The sequence below is a fragment of the Flectobacillus sp. BAB-3569 genome (assembly GCF_002270355.1).
Taxonomy (GTDB): Bacteria; Bacteroidota; Bacteroidia; order Cytophagales; family Spirosomataceae; genus Flectobacillus; species Flectobacillus roseus.
Genome location: NZ_NJFZ01000016.1, coordinates 28,316 through 47,294, shown reverse-complemented (window position 1 = coordinate 47,294; position 18,979 = coordinate 28,316). Strand labels below are relative to the sequence as shown.

The window sequence follows — 18,979 nt, the reverse complement described above, 5'->3', positions numbered from 1 at the left end:
TGGCTAGCATGCTGGTATATTTCTCTTCTTTTATGGTAGGAATCTGATGGAGCAGATATGCCTTTTTTTACTTTACTAAATAGCCGTTTTTTCTAACAAAATATCCGTTTTTCGCTTCAATCGAATGTATTCAGATGGTGTCATTTGGTACTTTGTCTTGAAGGCTCTAGCAAAGTAATTCGTGTTTGAAAAACCCACTTCAAAGCTAATATCTGCAATTCTTAAATCACTTTTTTCGAGCAAGTAGGCAGCCTTTTTCAAGCGCATCGATCGAATATATTCTACGGGAGTTTCGCCTGTGAGCGCCAATATACGAATATAGAAAGTGCTTCGACTCATATTCATCATTTTGCTTACTTCTTCAACAGACAAGTTTGTTTGTAGCATATTTTCTTCAATATGACGAGTTACTTCCAATAAGAACTTTTCGTCTTGCGACTCTATCTGTACTTCTGGCGTTTCTACATTAATATGTTTGCTGTAGGTTTCTCTGAAGGTCTGATTCGTTTTTAATAAATTACCAATTTTTACATCCAAAAGATTAAAACTAAAAGGCTTGACCAGATAGTCGTTTGCGCCTAGCGATAGTCCATTTAGTTGGTCTTTTTCTTCAGCCAAAACTGTTAAAAGTATAATCGGAATATGTTTGGTTCTATTATCGTTTCGGATTTTCTGTAAAAGAGATATGCCATCCATCTTAGGCATATTGACGTCACTGACAATCAATACTGGATGCGCTGACAAAGCTTTTTGCCAGCCTTGTTTACCGTCTGCAGCTTCGATAATTTTGTATTTGTCACTCAAGTTTTCTTTTAAGTAGAACCGAATATCATCACTATCGTCTATGAGCAAAATAGCAGGTTTTTCAAATTTTTCAGTCGTTGTTTCCTGAATATCAATTGTACATTCTTCTTCAGAAAACTCCTCTTGCTGTGGAACAAAAGTCTCCTGTTGAAAAGTACTACTTGTCTCTTTCAAGGGTAAAAAGACGGTAAAGATACTTCCCATTCCTTCTTCACTTTCTACTTCGATATTACCACCATGCAATTTGACGAACTCTTTGGTAATAGACAGCCCGATACCACTACCTTGGTTTAAGGTTGATTGGTTGGTAGGTATCTGAAAAAATCTATCAAAAATCTTTTCGTACATCTCTTTAGAAAAGCCTGAGCCTGTATCTCCTACGATAAATTTAATTCCACTGGCGTCGGCTGCTATTTCGACATGAAAATAGACACTTCCATTAGGATCTGTAAACTTTAAGGCATTTGAGAGTAAATTCAATAAAATACGCTCAATTTTATCTTTATCAAAAGCGCAATAATAGGACTGAGTTGCACTTTCAAAGTCCAACTGAATATGTTTGGTTTCGGATAAATATTTAAAGGACTCAAAAATATCTTTGGCCACCTCAATCACATCACCTTCTGATAGGTGCAGCTTCAGCTCATTGTCTTCTATTCTTCGAAAATCCAATAACTGATTGACCAAGTTTAATAACCGCTTGGCATTTCGATTAATGAGATTGAGTGTTTGTATTTTTTTCTCACTCTGTTCATTTACCAACAAACTCTCTACGGGATTCAGCACAAGAGTCAATGGCGTTTTTAGTTCATGACTTAGGTTTGTCAAAAATTTAATTTTGAGTTTCTCTAGCTCTATTCTACGCTCATTTTCTGTTCGTTCTTTTTCTAATTCAAACTCATTTTTGAGTTTTTCAATCCCTCTTTTTCGAAGATACCAAAGGGTAAAAAATACGATATAAAAATAAATAAAATAGGCGATTGGCGTTTTCCACAAAGGAGGCAACACGTTGACTTCCATCACCTTTTCGGGCGTATGCCAAGAACCATCTTCACTTTGAGCTTTTAAGCGAAATAGGTATTTGCCGGGGTCCAAATTAGTATAAACGGCATTGGTTACAGCTCCAACTTTATTCCATTCTTTATCAAATCCTTCTAATATGTACGAATACTGACTTTCTTGTGGGGAGGTATAATTGAGTGCCACAAAATCGAGTGAAAAGTTTTGTTTATAGCTCAGGGTTATTTTTTTGCAATAGTTATAGGTTCTTCAATTTCGGAGTTTTCATCAGCCGTAATACTTTTATTCCCAATTTTGAGGTCTGTAAAAATTAATTTCGGAATACACTTATTGACATTCAGCGCAGAAGGTCTGAAATAATTAAACCCATCCAACCCGCCAAAATATATTTCCCCCGATTGTGTTTTTATGCCTGCACCTGCATTAAATGTACTTTGTTGGATGCCATTGTAATGGCTATAGTTTTTGAAAGTTTTTTTTCGGGTATCAAATTTACTTATTCCTTGATTTGTACTTACCCAAAGATTGTTATTCTCATCTTCTAAAATCTTATATACCAAATCATTAGACAGTAAATGAGATTCGTCGTATTGAATAAATTTTCTTTTACGAGAATCAAATGTACACAATCCTGCTCCAAACACGCCTATCCAAATTTTGCCCTGTGAGTCACAATAAATACTTAGGATTCTATCAAGGGCTAAATTGCTATTTCTGTGGTTTAAAACTTCTATTCTATGAGTTTTAGGGCTATATATTGCACAGCCTGCTCCATTAGAGCCAATCCAGATATTCCCCTGAGTATCTTCTTCAAAAGCAGTTGTATATCCATTATTCAAAAAACTATAGGCTTGGGGAGACAAGTTATGTGTTTCTTTTAAAGAATGGAGGTTTCCTGTAGTGATGTTATAAATAAAAACCCCTTCTCCATTTGTTCCTATCCAAATGTTACCTTGCTTGTCAACTTTCAAACAGTTGATGGGGACATCACCTGTCCTATTCCTATTGATTTTGATATATTTTACCTGATTATTATCAGAGTTCAGGATGTATAGTCCATCTCCATAAGTTCCAACAACAAGTTTATTACCTATGACTTCAAGCGTTCTAATTATCTTACTAGGTATAATTTTATGGAGCGATTTGTGTTCTATTAATTCTGTTTTTTTATTGTAAACATTGAGTCCCCCACCATCTGTGCCTATATAGATTTTGCCATTAGGCATTTCAGCAAATGAAGTAACAGACCTAGCACTCAGACCGTGAACATCAAATGGATTATATGATTTATGGTTAAAGAACGCCAAATTTGCATCATATTTATTGATACCTCCCTGAAAAGTACTCAGCCAGTAAAGCCCATTATGGTCGATATAAATCTCTCGAACCGAATGCCCAACAAAATCGCTTCGGTAGTTTTGGTAGCTTGCAGTAGAATTTACAATACGAAAAGCCTTCTTCGTATGTGTGTCAAATACATTGGCTCCATCTTCAGTACCCACCCACAGCATTCCTTCCTTATCAAAAACAATCTTATAAATTTTATCATTACTGAGCGAGCTAACATCATTTTGATGATTTCGGAAACACAAAAATCTTCCATCTTCTGAACGTAAATTTAGCCCTGAATCTGTGCCAATCCATAAATCTCCATTGGAGGATTCAGCCATGGAGCGAATAATATTATTAGAAATACTAAATGGTATTTGAGCATTTTCTTCAAATCGGATAAAACTCTTTCTGTCTGCCTTTAATTGATGTAAGCCAGCATTAGTACCTACCCAAATTCTATTTTTCGAATCTTCAAAAATGGACAGAATAACATCTGATGCCAAAGCATTAACGTCATTTTCGTTTTTTCTATACGCACGAATACGCTTTGTTTTTGTCTCAAAATAGTACAATCCAGAATAAGCACCCACCCACATATTTCCCTGATTATCAGAGCATAAGCTTCTAATTACGCCATAAGGTGTAAAGTCTACATTAATGAAATTGTTAAGGTTTTTATTATAGAAGGATAGCGTCACCGACGTTCCAATCCACAAATTCCCAAGATTATCTTCTTCTATCGCCATAGCAGAACCTCTGCCAATACTGTAAGGGTCGGACTCTTTATGCCGATATACTTTAAAATTTCGTCCGTCGAACTTGTTTACGCCATCTTCCGTCGCAAACCACATAAAACCATCCCTATCCTTATGAATTGCATAGGTTGTATTGGAAGATAGACCATTTTTGGTAGTATAATTAGTGAAGTTATATATAGAATGCTGGCTCCAACTTTGATAACATAATAGAATAAAAATATAAAGGATCATTTTTTTCATAAGCTGGGAGTTTTAAGCAGTAATCAATATCTCTAATATAAAAAGGAATAAAGAGGCTTTTTCTACTTTTACTTAGGTTAATCCACAAAGGCTGGGCTCTTACTTCCTGAAAAACTAAATGATTTCAAGAGTGCTTTCGAGTGATAAAGAGAAATTTACTACTTTTAGAAAGATACTTCTTAATGCCACCCTTGGTGTCTTGAGTACCTCCAATAGTAAATTGTTACACTATTCTAAAAATTAAAACTATGAAAAACGTATTAAGTTCTTCTCCATTTATCCAAAAGTCAAAACTTTATAAGTGTAGACTATTTCTACTCTTGATAGCACTGTCTGTGAGCGATTTAAGTTGCAGTAATCAGATGTTTCCTGATACATTCATTGCCTTAAATCCTGATAAAGACTACAAGCCTACTTCAGCCGATTCTGTGCAATTATATGTTACTCAACTTCCATCAAAACCGTATCATGAAATAGGTATTTTGTATATCAGCACAAAAACCAATAGATATGATGCTGGTGTAGTGAATCAGAATTTAGCTATTTTGAAAAAAGTGGCTGCAAAACACGGAGCAGACGCCATTATTAGACTTGATGTGACAGATTTTAATATCAAAGGAGTTGCCGTGAGTTGGGAATAGTTAAACATTGCAGTTCTGTGACTTTCAACCCATAATCTTCAAGGGTCTATTTCATACCTAAAAATGGGTGCTTCTATTATTGCCTATAGCCTTTGATATTAAATCAATATTTGATTTCAAAACATGATAATTAATCGCTAAGTTTTCCCAAGAATTCAAAGCAGCTAGCGTACTTTCAAGAATTTCATCTATCCGTTTTCCATATCTTTTCCAATTGACCCAATTTTATCAAATAGTGCTGCAACTTTAATATAATACAAACCCCGATTTCGGTCATTACTAAAAAATCCCTTTAATCATCATTTAAGAGGCTTCCCAGTAAACTACTTTGGCATCAAACGCTAAATCAAAGTTTTGTACTAGGTAAATCAACATGGACTCAAATCAGCGTTTCTAACTTTATCATAGGCAATACACTAGACATTTTAGTTTACAAAAAATACCGTAAAATACTATCAAGTACTTCTTTGATTCCGAAATTTAAAGCAATAAATTACGTCACAAAATCTTCACACAACACCTAATAGTACCAATGAATGGATTGGTTTGAACATAGTTAGTCCTTTTTTGATTATTTGTGCTACACTTCTATTATACGTTCACCTATTTTCACGGTGCAAAAAATTAAAACTACTTCTGACTTTATTACCATCAAATGTCTGAACCATTACGAAGCGCTCATCTAGATAGACTCCCTATCCCAAAACCAATTATTCAATCCTTTGAATTAAAAAAGTATTCCTTTTGACGTAGCTACGCAGAGGGGCAAAGTTTATACTTTTTCAATAAAATAAATTTTAGCAAATACATTTTATAGTCATGAAAATCAAAGCATTCATTTTAGTACTTACTTATTTGTTCACAATCGGTATTTCTAATGCCCAAAAAACAACCTTGGTAAACCCTATTTTGACAGGTTTTTACCCTGACCCAAGTATTGTAAAAGTAGGAGAAGATTATTATTCTGTTCATTCTACTTTCTCGTATTTCCCAGGTTTGCCTATTATGCACAGCCGTGATTTGAAAAACTGGAAACAAATTGGAAATGTCATCAACCGTCCCTCACAGATGGACTTCATGGGCGAGCGTATGAGTCGTGGACTTTTTGCCCCTGCCATTGCTTACTACAAAGGCATTTACTATGTTACTTGTACCGATATTGACCACGATGGTAACTTTGTGGTGACGGCTACGAATCCTGCAGGTCCTTACAGCAATCCTGTAAAATTGCCACAAGTAAGAGGTATCGACCCCTCCATTTATTTTGACGAAGCTACCGATAAAGCCTACATCGTTTATAACAGCGAAGCTCCTGATAATAAGCCTCTTTACTCTGGACATCGTACGGTGCAAATGTATGAGTTTGATTACAAGAACTTGAAAACGATTGGTGACAAAAAGCAATTGATCAACGGCGGGGTAGATATTACCAAAAAACCTGTTTGGATAGAAGGACCACACGTTATGAAACGTAACGATTGGTATATTTTGTACTGTGCAGAAGGCGGAACTTCGGTAAATCACTCACAAGTGGCCTTGCGTAGCAAAGATATTTGGGGACCTTATGTACCTTTTGAAGGAAATCCAGTATTAACGCAAAGAGAATTACCAGCTAACCGCCCAAATCCGATTACCTCGGCAGGACACGCCCAATTTATCGAAGGACCTGATGGCAACTGGTATTCTATATTTCTGGCGGTTCGTCCGTATGAAGGTGATTATTACAATACAGGTCGTGAAATGTTTATTGCTCCGCTCACTTGGGTGAACGATTGGCCAATTATTGAGCATGGTGAAAAAGCCATCGAATACAAATACGAAACCAATATTAAAGAAGTAAAACAAAACGGTGCTTTGCCTCAAAACGGTAATTTTTCTTATACCATGAAATTTGATAAAGGTCTTGACCTTTCGTTGATGCACTTACGCACGGTAGATAGTAGTTCGTTCAAAACTTCTAAAAACGGGCTTACCCTAAAACTCAAACCTGAAACTATTTCAGAACTTGGCAATCCATCTTTTGTGGCCAAACGCCAGCAACACATGAATAGCACTGCCGAAACAGAACTTGTTTTTTCTCCAAAATCTGAAAAAGAAAAAGCTGGTTTGGTGATTTATCAAGACGAAAGTCACTATTACTTTTTGGCAAAATCTATCAAAGATGGTAAAACACAAGTAGAATTATACAAAAGCGTTCACCGCAAGAAAGACGTAGAATTGATTAATACACTACCTGTTGGCAATGGAAAATTGGTTTTACGCATAACCAATAATGCAGATAAATGCCATTTTGCCATTTCAGAGAATGGTAAAGACTTTAAGGTTTTGGCTGAAAATCAGGACGGTAAGCACTTATCTACCAAAGTTTCAGGTGGTTTTATTGGTAGTGTTTTTGCGATGTATGCTACCTCAAATGGCGAAAAATCTGACAATAGTGCCACATTCAAGTATTTGAAATACAGCGGTGAAGATTCTGTACTGAAATAAAAGCAGCCTTATTTGTTTCACTATTAAATAAGGTAAACTTGAGTGAAACTATAGAGCTTTCGGCTTTTAGCTGTGGGCATTGGATTAAAATATTTCGCATGAATTTATGGAATATTTTTGCCGAAAGCCCATTGCTGAAAGTTGAAAGCCCAAAAATTGAATGGTATTTTACCCACCAAGGTAATAAAATTCTATTTCGCACCTTGACAGTATTCTATTGATTATGCACATTATTCGTCATGATTTGAATTAACAAAACTATCCAAAAACAATGAAGCAAGTACTACTATTAGTTAGTTGCTTGGTCGGATGTCTCGTAAATTCCGCCCAAGCTCAGCAAATTATCCCTTTATATGATGGCGCTGTTCCAAATGCTCGAGCTACCAGCAAAAAAGAAATCAACGAAAATGGAATGTACAGGGATGTAGTTACTCCTACACTAGAATATATCAAACCCGAAAAACCCAACGGGACTGCGGTCATCGTAATTGCTGGGGGAGGTTATGGCGTAGTTGTTTATAATGGTGAGGGTTTGAGTACCGCCAAAGCCTTGGCAGAAAAAGGGATATCCGCATTTGTTCTGAAATACAGATTACCCAACGATGATATCATGGTGGATAAAAAAATAGGAGCTTTACAAGATGCTCAGAAAGCCATCAAGATTGTACGTGAAAATGCTGACAAATTTGGGATTGATAAAAACAAAATAGGTATCATGGGCTTTTCGGCAGGAGGACACTTGGCAAGTACTGCCGCTACGCATTTCGAGAAATCCTATATCGAAAATCCCAATAACACCAGCTTACGACCTGATTTTCAGATATTGGTTTACCCCGTTATTACGATGAAAGACGGACTTACGCACGGCGGTTCTCGTGATAATTTGATTGGTAAAAATCCTACTGCTGCCGACATCGAAACTTTTTCTAATGAATTACAAATCAAAGCCAATACGCCACCAGCTTATTTGACCCACGCTGCCGACGACAAACTTGTAGATGTGGACAATAGTATTTCCTATTTTGAAAATTTACGAAAAAACAAAGTTGAGGTCGAGATGCACATTTATCCCAAAGGCGACCACGGATTTATTTTCAGGCATAAAGGCTGGATGGAACCTCTCTTTGATTGGTTGAAGCGCAATAATTGGTTATAATTAAGTAATCGTGCAGAGTTGAATCTAAACTTTGAGCTTTCGGCTCTACTAATTCAAGACTTAGTCTTAGACGCATTTTTTTTACAGGTTGAAACTGTTTTTACAAAATTCAGATAAAACCCAAGCACTCGAATGACACCCTCACGTTTTGTCCAGTAATCAGCTTTTTAACATAAACCTAAAATTAACAATGAAAAGTACCGTTTTATCTCTTTTATTCAGCATATCAAGCTGTGGTATTGCGTTAGCACAAAACCAGCAAAATGCTATTATTGAGGACTTTAAACCCTCTCCACTCAACCAGCCACAACAAGAATACCCGATGGTAAATTCCCAAGGATATGCTCGTTTCAAAATTATTGCACCTGCTGCCGATAGCGTTCGGGTAAGTTTGGGACTTGGTGGCAGAGGTGGTACAAAATTAGAAAAAGCCAGTGACGGCAGTTGGATGGGAACAACCGAAGGACCAATGGACGAAGGTTTTCACTATTATAATGTAAAAATCGACGGAGGAAAATTCAATGACCCCGGTGCTATGAATTACTACGGCTCTATTCGTTGGGAAAGTGGTATCGAAATTCCTGCCCACGATCAAGATTTTTATGCCCTCAAAAACGTACCGCATGGTCACGTGCAACAAGTATTGTTTCCATCGCCAAGTACTAACACTTCTCGAAGAGCCTTTGTTTACACACCTCCTGGCTACGAATTGGGCAAAGACAAATACCCTGTTTTGTATTTACAACACGGTTGGGGCGAAGATGAAACCGCTTGGATGAACCAAGGTCATGCCAATTTAATCATGGATAACCTGATTGCCGAAGGTAAAATCAAGCCATTTATTATCGTAAATACTTACGGTATGACCAACGAAGTAAAATTTGGCAAAATCAGAGAGTTTAAAATTGAACCATTCCAAACGGTTTTAATAGATGAATTGATCCCTTATGTGGACGCTCATTTCAGAACTATTGCCAAACAATCACATCGTGCGATGGCTGGACTAAGTATGGGCGGTATGGAAACAAAAACCATTACCTTGAATAAGCCAGAAGTGTTTTCGTATTATGCACTTTTGAGTGGCGGTACTTATGCACCAACCGATATCAAAGATAAATCAAAAGTGAAACTTATATTCTTGAGTTGCGGTAGCAGGGAAAGACCAGAAGGTGTTAATAATGCGGTGACAGCTTTAAAAGAAGCTAATTTTAATGCCGTTTCTTATGTTTCCGAAAAAACAGGTCATGAATTCCAAACATGGCGTAGAAGTTTACGTGAATTAGCACCGCTTTTATTCAAATAGACCAAATATAAGTGCTGAATGATGAGTTGTGAGTTGCCCTTTGTCCTTGCCTAAAATTTGTTGCCTTTTGAAGGCAACAAATTTTAGGCAACCTATTTTAGACAAGGGCAAACCTGTTTAAATTTTCGTAGCACTGCTTGCTTGAGCAATGAATTTATACTGTTTGAGAGCAGCGAGGTGGGACGCCACTCCGATTATAAATTCTTGAATTTTTTGCGACTACCACTGCGGTTATGTTTTGTATTAAGTTGGGAACGCCTAGTTAAAAAGTAAGGCCAAGAATTAATCAATAAAACTATTTTTTGAAAAGTTTAAACAATCCTCTTTTACTTGATTTCACCTACCTAATATCTACAGTTTATTGCCTAGAGCATTACTGCACAATTTTCAAGATATATTTTCATATGGCCGTCCTGCTTCATGAGGTTATTGAAAGGATAGTTCAGGACAGGTGAAAGGTGCTTTGAGAGCTCTGAAGCCTACAGATAATTTTGGTGTTATGGCGCAAAATCTTATCTTTAGTTATTGACCATCCACAAACCTTGTATTTTCATCTGAACTAATTATGCTTCAAAAATTACAAATTACACTTCAACGAAATTCGCTGGCTTTTCAAGTATTTGCTTCCCTGACGGCATTTTTTACCTACTTATGCTTTTATCCCTTCCGACGAGCTTATACGGCAGCCACCTACGAAGATTGGATTTTTTTGGTATTCAATTCAAGATATTGATGATTACAGCTCAGGTGCTGGGCTTTGCCGTTTCGAAAGGATTAGGGGTGAAATATGTTTCTGAAATGCTTCCCGAAGATCGGTCTAAGAGTCTGATTCTGATGTTGGCGTTATCGTGGTTGGCCTATCTGCTTTTTGCGTTGACACCTGCACCTTATAACCTGATTTTTATCTTTTTGGCGAGTTTGCCTTTAGGTATGGTTTATGGCACAATTTTGGGATTTTTGGAAGGGCGACGCAGTACAGATTTGCTGGTAGCAGTACTCACAGCTTCGTTTATTATGGGCTCTGGTTTTGCCAAAAGTATTGGAAAATGGGTGATGAGTACGTGGGGAATTACAGAATTTTGGATGCCGTTTGTCGCTTGTGCAATTATGTTTATTCCTTTTGTTATTTGTGCTACCTTGATGGGGAAAATTCCTGCGCCTAATGCAGAGGATATTGTTAGCAGAACCATAAGAAAACCGATGCAAAAAGAGGATAGAAAAGCTTTTGTGAAGGAATTCTTTTTCAGTCTCAGCATTTTTGTCATTTCATATATTGTGCTCACAACCTTCCGTGAATTTAGGGATAACTTTACTCCTGAAATCTGGAAACTGCTGGGATACGCCAATAATTCAGCCATTTTTACGCAGACTGAAACACCTATTGCCGTTGCTGTATTGTTATTGATGGCTTCGATGAGATGGATAAAAAATAATTATCAAGCTTTTTTCTTGATTGAGATTTTGATGTTATTGGGAGGAATATTTATCGGCTTGAGTACATTTTTGTTTCAAGCTCATGTAATCGGTCCTGTGGTTTGGCTAACGCTTTTGGGCTTTGGCGTTTATGTAGCGTATTCGATGTGTAATAGTTTGTATTTTGAGAGAATGATTGCATCTTTTCAGCGCTCAGGAACCATAGGTTTTCTTATCACATTGGCCGATTACTATGCGTATTTGGGAAGTATTTTAGTGCTTTTTTACAAAAACTTTTTCCAGAAAAGTATCAATTATTTGGACTTCTTTATCTCATTATCCTACGCTATTTCAGCTATTTATATTTTGTTGGTAGGGCTATCTATTGGGTATTTGCATAAAAAATATCAGCATAGACTTTAAGTATTCGGCTATGGGCTATTAGTGGAGAATATTTTCCAAAAACTGATAACTCATAGCCGAAAATCACTGTTATTTCTTCATATAACTAGCATCCAAGAAATCATATCGAGGTTCGATAGTTGATTTTTCGGCTCTTGAGTTTACATCAATAATCATCACAGGAGGTTGTTTGTCACCTGCTTTGGCTGCTGGCCACTCTGGTAATTTATCGCCGTTTGGATTACCTGCTTTGATAAAGTTGGCAAAGAAATTAGACATAGTATCCGATACTTTATAGTCGTCGGCTGTCCAAGCGTAATCCTTAATCAAATGGAGGTTGCCCATACAATATTCGATTTCGCAAGCATGTGGCGCTCCTACTGGTTCTGGAGCTTTGGGAGCACCTTCTTTTTTGACAGTACCACCAGCCAAACCTGAAGCTAAGGATTGATCAACCAATGGCGGACGAACCTTGCTGTACAAATAACGGTAAACAGGTTGCGAAGAGTTATTTCTGTGCAAATCAAACCATTTCCAAGTACTGTAAGAGATAAAACGGTCAGATGCCAACTGTGTCGCTGACAACTCTACTTCTTTTTCTGTAGTATGAGGATACAAGGCCAAAACTTTGTCTGCATCGTTTGGATATTCCTTTTTCACACGTTCGATAAACTTCTCAGTCGTATAAGGCTGTCCCAACATAAATGCCATCCCAGGAATTTCGGCTGAGTTCCAACCCAATAAAAGAGGTACTTGCGCTTGTTGTTTGGCTTCAAAAATTTGTGGTAAAGTTTTTGGTAAAAAATGCCCATCTAACACCACTGGAAAACCAAATCGCTTAGATTCGTTATAGATTTCATACAACTCACGTGTACTCATGGCACGCAATTGCTTCAAATTTGGTACGCCAGCACTTTTAGCAAAATCAGCCCCTTGTTTTTCAGCCTCTGCCAAAGTTACAGGTGCCATGGTGGGGTTAATTCCCGCTCCACTTTCGCCGATAGCTCCATGGAATAAACCTTTTGATAAAGGAGAACCCATTTGATAACTCACTGCAATAGAGCCTGCTGACTCACCAGCAATAGTCACTTGGTTTGGATTTCCTCCAAACTTAGCAATATTACGTTTTACCCATTGCAAAGCCGCTACTTGATCCAAATAGCCATAGTTTCCAGAACCTTTGTATGGCGATTCTGCGCTCAATTCTGGATGGGCAAAATTACCGAAGATATTCAAACGGTAGTTACAAGTTACTACCACAATACCTTTTTTGCCATAGTACCACCATCATAACGAGGCTCAGAACCGTCACCTGCTACATTACCACCGCCATAGAAATACACCAACACTGGTAAATCTTTGGTATTGCGCTTAGCTGGTGTCCAAACATTGAGATACAAACAGTCTTCACTCAAACCATTTGAGCGTGAAGCCATATCACCAAAAACAATCGCTTGAACGGGTCTTGGTCCAAACTTTTTAGTCTCTTTTACGCCTGTCCAATTGTCTATAGGCTGTGGCGCTTTCCAACGCAACTGACCTACTGGAGGCTTGGCAAAGGGTATTCCGAAGTAGGTTTGAATACCTGTTTGAGTATCAAAGTTTCCTTCAATAACGCCATTGTCGATGGAAGTTTGAACTGGAAAATTAAAATTGGTTTGAGCAATCATCGTGCTTGTTGCTAAGCAAAGTACGCTTGCTAGGATAGTCAGATGTTTTTTCATGGATTGGATAAATGTTCTATTGTCTCACTCTGTGACAATAATAAAAGCTTTTTTGAAAAAATCCTATTATTTTTCAATTTAATACTAAAAGTTATTAGTGTTTTGAATAATTATAGGAACTTTGCTAAAAGTTTATTTTACCTCAATGAAACCTTATTTGTAATTCTCCCAGTTATAAATTTGGCGATTGCCGAAACTCAAACTTATGTTTTCCCCATCTAATTTATGCAAGAACAATTCATTTTATCCAATCAATTATCTATCCCAAGTATCGGATTTGGCACTTGGCAAACTCCCAATGGAGATGTGGCGATCAGTTCAGTAAAGTATGCCATTGAATCAGGCTATACACATATTGACACAGCTGCGATATACGGTAATGAGAAAAGTATCGGACAAGCCATCAAGGAAAGTGGTGTAGCTCGCGAAAAGTTGTTCATTACCAGCAAAGTATGGAACTCCGACCGTGGTTATGAGTCAACTAAAAAGGCTTTTTCCAAAACCTTGAACGACTTACAACTCGACTATTTGGATTTGTATTTGATTCACTGGCCAGCCAATAGTAAACAGTTTGCTAACTGGCAAAGTATCAATGCCGAAACTTGGCGTGCGTTGGAAGACTTATACAAAGAAGGATACATTAAAGCTATTGGGGTGAGTAACTTTATGGTAAATCACTTGCAAGCGTTGTTGAAAACAGTCGAAATAGCACCAATGGTCAACCAAATCGAGTTTCACCCAGGTCATCGTCAAGCTGAAGTGGTGGAGCTTTGTCAGCAAAATAATATTTTGGTGCAAGCTTGGAGTCCGCTCGGTACAGGTAAAATGCTGACTAACGCAACCTTGGTACAGATTGCCGCAAAATATAGCAAGTCAGTTGCTCAACTATGCGTGCGTTGGTGTTTACAAAACGGAACTTTACCATTACCAAAATCAGTAACCCCAAGTCGTATCGACGAGAATAAACTGGTTTTTGATTTTGAAATCAGTGCTGAAGATATGCAGACTATCAACCAAATGCCCTATTGTGGCGGTTCTGGATTAGACCCAGATCAAGTTGATTTTTAGTAAATTACATCAATATGCTTTAGGCTGTAAGCCATAGGCATTAGGCAAAAAAGCTTAAATTTTTTCATGAAAAAACATTTAACTTTTGGCTTATGGCGTATAGCTTAATGCCTATTGCGGGTGAAATTAAATTAATAGTATATGTGCAATTTGACTATAACCTTTTGATTGTGAATATCTTCAAATAACCAATATACTATTAACTAATAACGTCTTCCTACTTAAGTTAGTGGGCAAAATAGAATTTAATTTTTGTGCCTAAGGCATTCAGGTATCAGCTTTCGGCGGTGGGCTTTGGAAAAAAGCATAGCTGTGATTAATAAAAACATTTTAACACTCTGTGCCTTGTGCCTGTTGCCTTGTCCCTAAACACATAACTTAAATATTATTCTGCTCGATTACTTATTACTATCCAATTTTAATTATATACTATGAAAAATTTCTTTATTAAGTCGGTGGCTACTTTGGGTATTGCTACCTTAGGACTTTCGTCGTTTGTAGGAACCAACAACGAGCCCAATCAACTTTCAGAACAAGAAAAGAAAGAGGGATGGACATTGCTGTTTGATGGTAAAACTACCAACGGGTGGCATTTGTACAACAAAGGCAAAATCCCGACGGCATGGATTATCCAAAACAATGAATTGTATTGCAAGCCCGATACTTTTACGGTAGAGCATGGCGATTTGGTCACTGACAAAGAATACCAGAATTTTGATTTACGTTTTGAATGGAAAATTACCGTAGGCGGAAACAGTGGTGTATTTTTTAATGTAGTCGAAAAAGAAAGTAATCCAACCGCATGGTCTACTGGTCCAGAATATCAATTGCTCGATACCAAGCATGATGACTACGAAGCCAATGTCAAAAAAAGAGCAGGATGTTTATATGGATTTTTCCCTCAGAAAAATGCCGCAGTAACCAAACCCGCTGGCGAATGGAATGAGTCTCGAATTAAGCAAGTCAACGGAAAAATAGAGTTTTATCTTAATGGCGTTTTGACAGCAGAACAAGATTTGACCTCAAAAGATTGGAAAGACCTAGTTGCCAAAAGTAATTTTAAATACTTCTCTACTTTCGGCAAAACGGTAAAAGGACGCATTGCTTTACAAGATTGGTCAAAAGGAATAGCCTTTAAAAATATCAAAATAAAAGAATTGCAATAGTAAGATAGCATGAATCCCAAAGTACTAGCTACTTTGGGATTTTTTGTTTTTAGGCTTTTCTCAACAAAGCCTATATCCATTTCCACTTGGGAGTTCAGTGAAATTTAACCCTCATTACCAACTCACTCAATTAGGGTAAGAAATAGTCTATGGCTTCCACAGACTCGATATTCTCAGCACCTAGTTTAATATGTTTCTGGTGTTCGGGTGATTTGCCATAGGCATCTTCTTCTTTTTGGCTTTTGAAAGTAGTAACGTAAACATGCTTTACTTTATTCGTGTTTTTATCATCCTTCACAATTCCCCATTCATAGCTTTTTACCATAGATAATTTAGATAAGTTTTTGAACGAAATATCAACTTTTCGTATCAAGTCCATAGAAGTATTAGTCTTGAATGTTACCACAACTACATGGCGTAGTAGTCCTTTGGCAGGAATTGTTTTTGGCGCAGGTTCTGGACCTTTGTTCCAAGTCAAACAGGTTGCAAGGGTTATGATTTTGAGGAGCATAGAATATAATTTATTAGTTAACTTAAGTATTAGTGCTGAATTGAGAGTTGTGAATTGTGAATGTAAAATTTTAATTATCAGCATATTACATCTTCTGTTGATTAAATATTATTTTGCACGATTACTTAAGTTAGTACGCAAAATAAAGTTTAAAATTGTGCTTCAAGCTTTCAGGTATCGGCTTTCGGCGGTGGGCTATGGGAAAAATGCATGTCCGTGGTCGTTAAAAACATTTTAACACTCTTTGCCTTGTGCCTGCTGCCTTGTCCCTAAAACACAAAATTAGATAAATTTTACCCGTAATAGGCATTAAGCTATATTCCATAAGCAAAAAGTTGTGCTTGCCTAACGCCTACGGCTTACAGCCTAGAGCGTATTAATGCAATTTTATTTTGCATTAATACGTAAAATTTAACTAAGGTAACTAGAGTATTTAACAATTTGGGATACTTGACTTATTTCTCGGAAGAAAAAATTATTATATCTAAATGATTCATCTTTTAGGGGGAAAATGCTTCTTGGTGGTCTTCAATAAAATAACCTTTTAAATCTCATGAAAAAGTTAACCTATTTATATACCATTGTTGTAATCACAGTAGGAATGATGACAGGATGCACACCTACTAAAGTTTTTAATCTTGAACCCTTCGGTGCTACCAATAGCACTGTCATCGATGGACGTACTATTGTAAAAGAATCAAAAGATAGTGTTGATGTCGTTGCGTCATTTGTTGGCTTGTATCAAGACTATGCCGTGTTTGACGTTGAAGTGTTCAATAATACTAATCATGACTTGTTGGTGAGTCCAAAGGATTTTAGATTGACGCCTCTCAACGAAGACAAAACACCTTATTTTTATCGTGAGCAAGAGCAGGTAGGTTATTTGGCAATAGATCCCACTGAGGAAATCATTAAGCTAGACAACAGAATGGTCAAAGAGGAAAGAAGGCTTAAAACTGCCAAAACAGTGAATACGATTTTGGCCATTGCAGGTGCCGTTACACTCGTAGCAGGGGCAACAAAATCATCAGGTTATCGAGAAGCTGCCTCAGTCAGAAATACGATGGCTTTGGGAGAAAGTATGTTGAGAATTGGATTGACCAAAGGCGCTGTAGACCGAAGCGTATATTATTCAAGAATGGACCAATACTCTTCCCAAAAGGATGTATGGCAACAGCAAACGTTCCTTAAAAATGTCATAGCGCCCAATAGCTCATTGAGAGGCGATGTCTTTATTCGTTATACGTCGTCGGCGCCGCTAATGCAAATGTCTTATCCTGTTGGAGGTGATGATATTGTGATTTGGTTTGAAAGAGGGAAATAATTGTTGTAATACCCTAATATTGATTACACCAACCAAATTTTTCATTGATAATACTAGACCTTTCCTGAGTAATAAAGTTGAGAAATGCTTTTGCCACAGGTGAGAAGTTTTTACCCTTTAGCCAAATAATATGCCAAGTGCTCTGGATAGGAAAACCTTTGACAGGAATTATTTGTAAATCGCCATTTGATAGTTCGTTTTTAATACCAATCAGCGGCATAATCGAATAGCCTAACCCTGCCAAAACAGCTTGCTTAACGGCCTCATTAGAAGTGAGTTCCATTTTTTTATGAATCGGCAGTTTGTTTTCCTGTACATACGCTTCCATAACGTGGCGCGTGCCTGAGCCATACTCACGATAAATCAGTGGGAGCGAGTCTAATAGCGAAGTTTCATAGAAAGAATCATTAAATTGTTCCTCTGTGTTACCAATCAAATAGAGTTTGTTGGACATCAAATCGATTTTCTCGATCTGAAGATGCATAGGAAGTACCGAAACCAAGGAGAAATCTACTTCATTATGCTCCAAACTTTCAACTACTTTCATTTTGTTGGTCACATCTAGCTTGAGTTCGACTCCTTGATTTTTCTTCAAAAAATCATTTAAGAAATAGGGGATAATATATTTTCCTGTGGATACAACCGATATTTTTAATTTACCAGTAAGCTGCCCTTTGTAAGCAGACGTTTTGTGATTAATCGCATGAACTTCGTTGAGGATACGCTCGGCAGCAATGGCAATTTCTTTTCCAAAGTCAGTCACAAAAAGTCTTCGTCCAACTACTTCGGTGAGAGGAATAGCAAACTGTTCTTGAAAATTACGCAATTGAATAGATACCGCAGGCTGACTTAAATGCAGTTCTTCGGCGGCTTTTGTAATACTTTGAGTTTGCGTAATTGTCAAAAATACTTGGAGCTGATGTAGCGTATAATTCATGAGGGATTCGGATATTTTTAACAAAAATACAGTAAAAAGTCCCTTTAACTACAAAAGAAATTATTCTCTATCAAGAAGTTATTTTGTGGAAATCCTCTTTACTATGGTTAAGGGCTGACAAATCACGGGGTTACATACAATAGGATTACAATTGGCTTCTGTTCCGTAGTTGCCTTTGTAGGCATTTACCATGGCTAAACCAATTGAAGGCATAAACATAGAGTTGGCAGAATTTAATACTTGTACGTCTGCTGCTCCCGATGCATCTGCAACGTTACGATACAAACGTAATGAGCCTGTACAAGTAGTTAGCTGGAATTTGAACATGGGCACATCCACGTTGGCAGTGATGCTTTGTACAGTTGGAATACCCAAAGCATAGAAATAAATATACTCGTTGGTAGCGTTGGTTTTAGATTGCTTTCCCCATACCGAAGAACCAACACCGTCTTGCAGGGGTAGGGTTCCAGTCAGATTTTTGATATTGGCAAAAGTACCAATCGGCGCTACAATCGTAAATTGCATTTCCGTAATTTTGTTCAATGTAGTCGTACTACTATTGGTCAAATTAGCGCTAGATTTCATAGAAGCGTAAAACCAACCATCGCTTTTGTATTCTATTTTATAAAAAATTTGAGGGGTAGTTTGCGCTTTTATAGAAGATACTCCCAAAAGAAGTAATAACGTCAATAC

At 37.2% G+C, this 18,979-nt stretch carries 13 protein-coding genes and 1 pseudogene; 8 read left to right on the top strand and 6 right to left on the bottom strand.

The features are described from left to right. Window positions 1-75: 75 nt before the first annotated feature. Both BWI92_RS15630 and BWI92_RS15625 read right to left on the bottom strand, forming a co-directional pair. Window positions 76-2,010: a hybrid sensor histidine kinase/response regulator transcription factor gene (locus BWI92_RS15630; protein ID WP_095164196.1), complete on the bottom strand. Its 1,935-nt coding sequence runs from the start codon at window positions 2,008-2,010 to the stop codon at window positions 76-78. 35 nt (window positions 2,011-2,045) lie between these two features. Further along, window positions 2,046-4,154 carry a two-component regulator propeller domain-containing protein gene (locus BWI92_RS15625; protein WP_095164195.1) on the bottom strand — a complete coding sequence of 703 codons (2,109 nt, stop codon included), beginning with the start codon at window positions 4,152-4,154 and terminating at the stop codon, window positions 2,046-2,048. 248 nt (window positions 4,155-4,402) lie between these two features. On the opposite strand from BWI92_RS15625, the gene BWI92_RS15620 reads away from it, so the two are divergent. From BWI92_RS15620 to BWI92_RS15600, 5 genes are all read left to right on the top strand, one after another. Next, window positions 4,403-4,795, top strand: coding sequence for a hypothetical protein (locus tag BWI92_RS15620; protein WP_141234803.1), 393 nt, complete (start codon window positions 4,403-4,405; stop codon window positions 4,793-4,795). An 819-nt stretch (window positions 4,796-5,614) separates the two neighbouring features. Continuing rightward, window positions 5,615-7,282 carry a glycoside hydrolase family 43 protein gene (locus BWI92_RS15615; RefSeq protein WP_229363193.1) on the top strand — a complete coding sequence of 556 codons (1,668 nt, stop codon included), beginning with the start codon at window positions 5,615-5,617 and terminating at the stop codon, window positions 7,280-7,282. 271 nt (window positions 7,283-7,553) lie between these two features. Next, on the top strand, window positions 7,554-8,438 hold the full coding sequence (locus BWI92_RS15610) for an alpha/beta hydrolase (protein ID WP_095164192.1): 885 nt from the start codon (window positions 7,554-7,556) through the stop codon (window positions 8,436-8,438). A 190-nt stretch (window positions 8,439-8,628) separates the two neighbouring features. Beyond that, window positions 8,629-9,741: an alpha/beta hydrolase-fold protein gene (locus BWI92_RS15605; RefSeq protein ID WP_095164191.1), complete on the top strand. Its 1,113-nt coding sequence runs from the start codon at window positions 8,629-8,631 to the stop codon at window positions 9,739-9,741. Window positions 9,742-10,392: 651 nt separating this feature from the next. Next, window positions 10,393-11,577 carry a DUF5690 family protein gene (locus tag BWI92_RS15600; RefSeq protein WP_229363177.1) on the top strand — a complete coding sequence of 395 codons (1,185 nt, stop codon included), beginning with the start codon at window positions 10,393-10,395 and terminating at the stop codon, window positions 11,575-11,577. 69 nt (window positions 11,578-11,646) lie between these two features. On the opposite strand, the pseudogene BWI92_RS15595 reads toward BWI92_RS15600, so the two are convergent. Then, window positions 11,647-13,280 (bottom strand): annotated as a pseudogene (locus BWI92_RS15595) (carboxylesterase/lipase family protein). A 225-nt stretch (window positions 13,281-13,505) separates the two neighbouring features. On the opposite strand from BWI92_RS15595, the gene BWI92_RS15585 reads away from it, so the two are divergent. Both BWI92_RS15585 and BWI92_RS15580 read left to right on the top strand, forming a co-directional pair. Continuing rightward, the gene (locus BWI92_RS15585; RefSeq protein ID WP_095164189.1) at window positions 13,506-14,348 is read left to right on the top strand and encodes an aldo/keto reductase; all 843 of its coding nucleotides are present in this window, start codon (window positions 13,506-13,508) and stop codon (window positions 14,346-14,348) included. Window positions 14,349-14,779: 431 nt separating this feature from the next. Beyond that, window positions 14,780-15,514 carry a DUF1080 domain-containing protein gene (locus BWI92_RS15580; protein ID WP_095164188.1) on the top strand — a complete coding sequence of 245 codons (735 nt, stop codon included), beginning with the start codon at window positions 14,780-14,782 and terminating at the stop codon, window positions 15,512-15,514. Between the two features lie 130 nt (window positions 15,515-15,644). On the opposite strand, the gene BWI92_RS15575 is transcribed toward BWI92_RS15580, so the two are convergent. Further along, window positions 15,645-16,025, bottom strand: coding sequence for a Dabb family protein (locus tag BWI92_RS15575; protein WP_176464442.1), 381 nt, complete (start codon window positions 16,023-16,025; stop codon window positions 15,645-15,647). Between the two features lie 553 nt (window positions 16,026-16,578). Between BWI92_RS15575 and BWI92_RS15570 the strand changes: the two genes are divergently transcribed. Continuing rightward, the gene (locus BWI92_RS15570; protein ID WP_095164186.1) at window positions 16,579-17,349 is read left to right on the top strand and encodes a hypothetical protein; all 771 of its coding nucleotides are present in this window, start codon (window positions 16,579-16,581) and stop codon (window positions 17,347-17,349) included. A 13-nt stretch (window positions 17,350-17,362) separates the two neighbouring features. Here BWI92_RS15570 and BWI92_RS15565 read toward each other — a convergent pair whose 3' ends face one another. Continuing rightward, window positions 17,363-18,286, bottom strand: coding sequence for a LysR family transcriptional regulator (locus BWI92_RS15565; protein ID WP_095164185.1), 924 nt, complete (start codon window positions 18,284-18,286; stop codon window positions 17,363-17,365). Window positions 18,287-18,364: 78 nt separating this feature from the next. Continuing rightward, a complete protein-coding gene (locus BWI92_RS15560) occupies window positions 18,365-18,976 on the bottom strand; it encodes a hypothetical protein (protein WP_141234802.1) in 612 nt (203 codons plus the stop codon). Between the last annotated feature and the right edge of the window lie 3 nt (window positions 18,977-18,979).

What these genes read in the sequence shown, in the direction of transcription:
- BWI92_RS15625 (WP_095164195.1), bottom strand. Translation starts at nt 4,154, where the DNA reads ATGAAAAAAATGATCCTTTATATTTTTATTCTATTATGTTATCAAAGT.
- BWI92_RS15585 (WP_095164189.1), top strand. Translation starts at nt 13,506, where the DNA reads ATGCAAGAACAATTCATTTTATCCAATCAATTATCTATCCCAAGTATC.
- BWI92_RS15605 (WP_095164191.1), top strand. Translation starts at nt 8,629, where the DNA reads ATGAAAAGTACCGTTTTATCTCTTTTATTCAGCATATCAAGCTGTGGT.
- BWI92_RS15600 (WP_229363177.1), top strand. Translation starts at nt 10,393, where the DNA reads ATGCTTTTATCCCTTCCGACGAGCTTATACGGCAGCCACCTACGAAGA.
- BWI92_RS15570 (WP_095164186.1), top strand. Translation starts at nt 16,579, where the DNA reads ATGAAAAAGTTAACCTATTTATATACCATTGTTGTAATCACAGTAGGA.
- BWI92_RS15615 (WP_229363193.1), top strand. Translation starts at nt 5,615, where the DNA reads ATGAAAATCAAAGCATTCATTTTAGTACTTACTTATTTGTTCACAATC.
- BWI92_RS15620 (WP_141234803.1), top strand. Translation starts at nt 4,403, where the DNA reads ATGAAAAACGTATTAAGTTCTTCTCCATTTATCCAAAAGTCAAAACTT.
- BWI92_RS15575 (WP_176464442.1), bottom strand. Translation starts at nt 16,025, where the DNA reads ATGCTCCTCAAAATCATAACCCTTGCAACCTGTTTGACTTGGAACAAA.
- BWI92_RS15610 (WP_095164192.1), top strand. Translation starts at nt 7,554, where the DNA reads ATGAAGCAAGTACTACTATTAGTTAGTTGCTTGGTCGGATGTCTCGTA.
- BWI92_RS15565 (WP_095164185.1), bottom strand. Translation starts at nt 18,286, where the DNA reads ATGAATTATACGCTACATCAGCTCCAAGTATTTTTGACAATTACGCAA.
- BWI92_RS15580 (WP_095164188.1), top strand. Translation starts at nt 14,780, where the DNA reads ATGAAAAATTTCTTTATTAAGTCGGTGGCTACTTTGGGTATTGCTACC.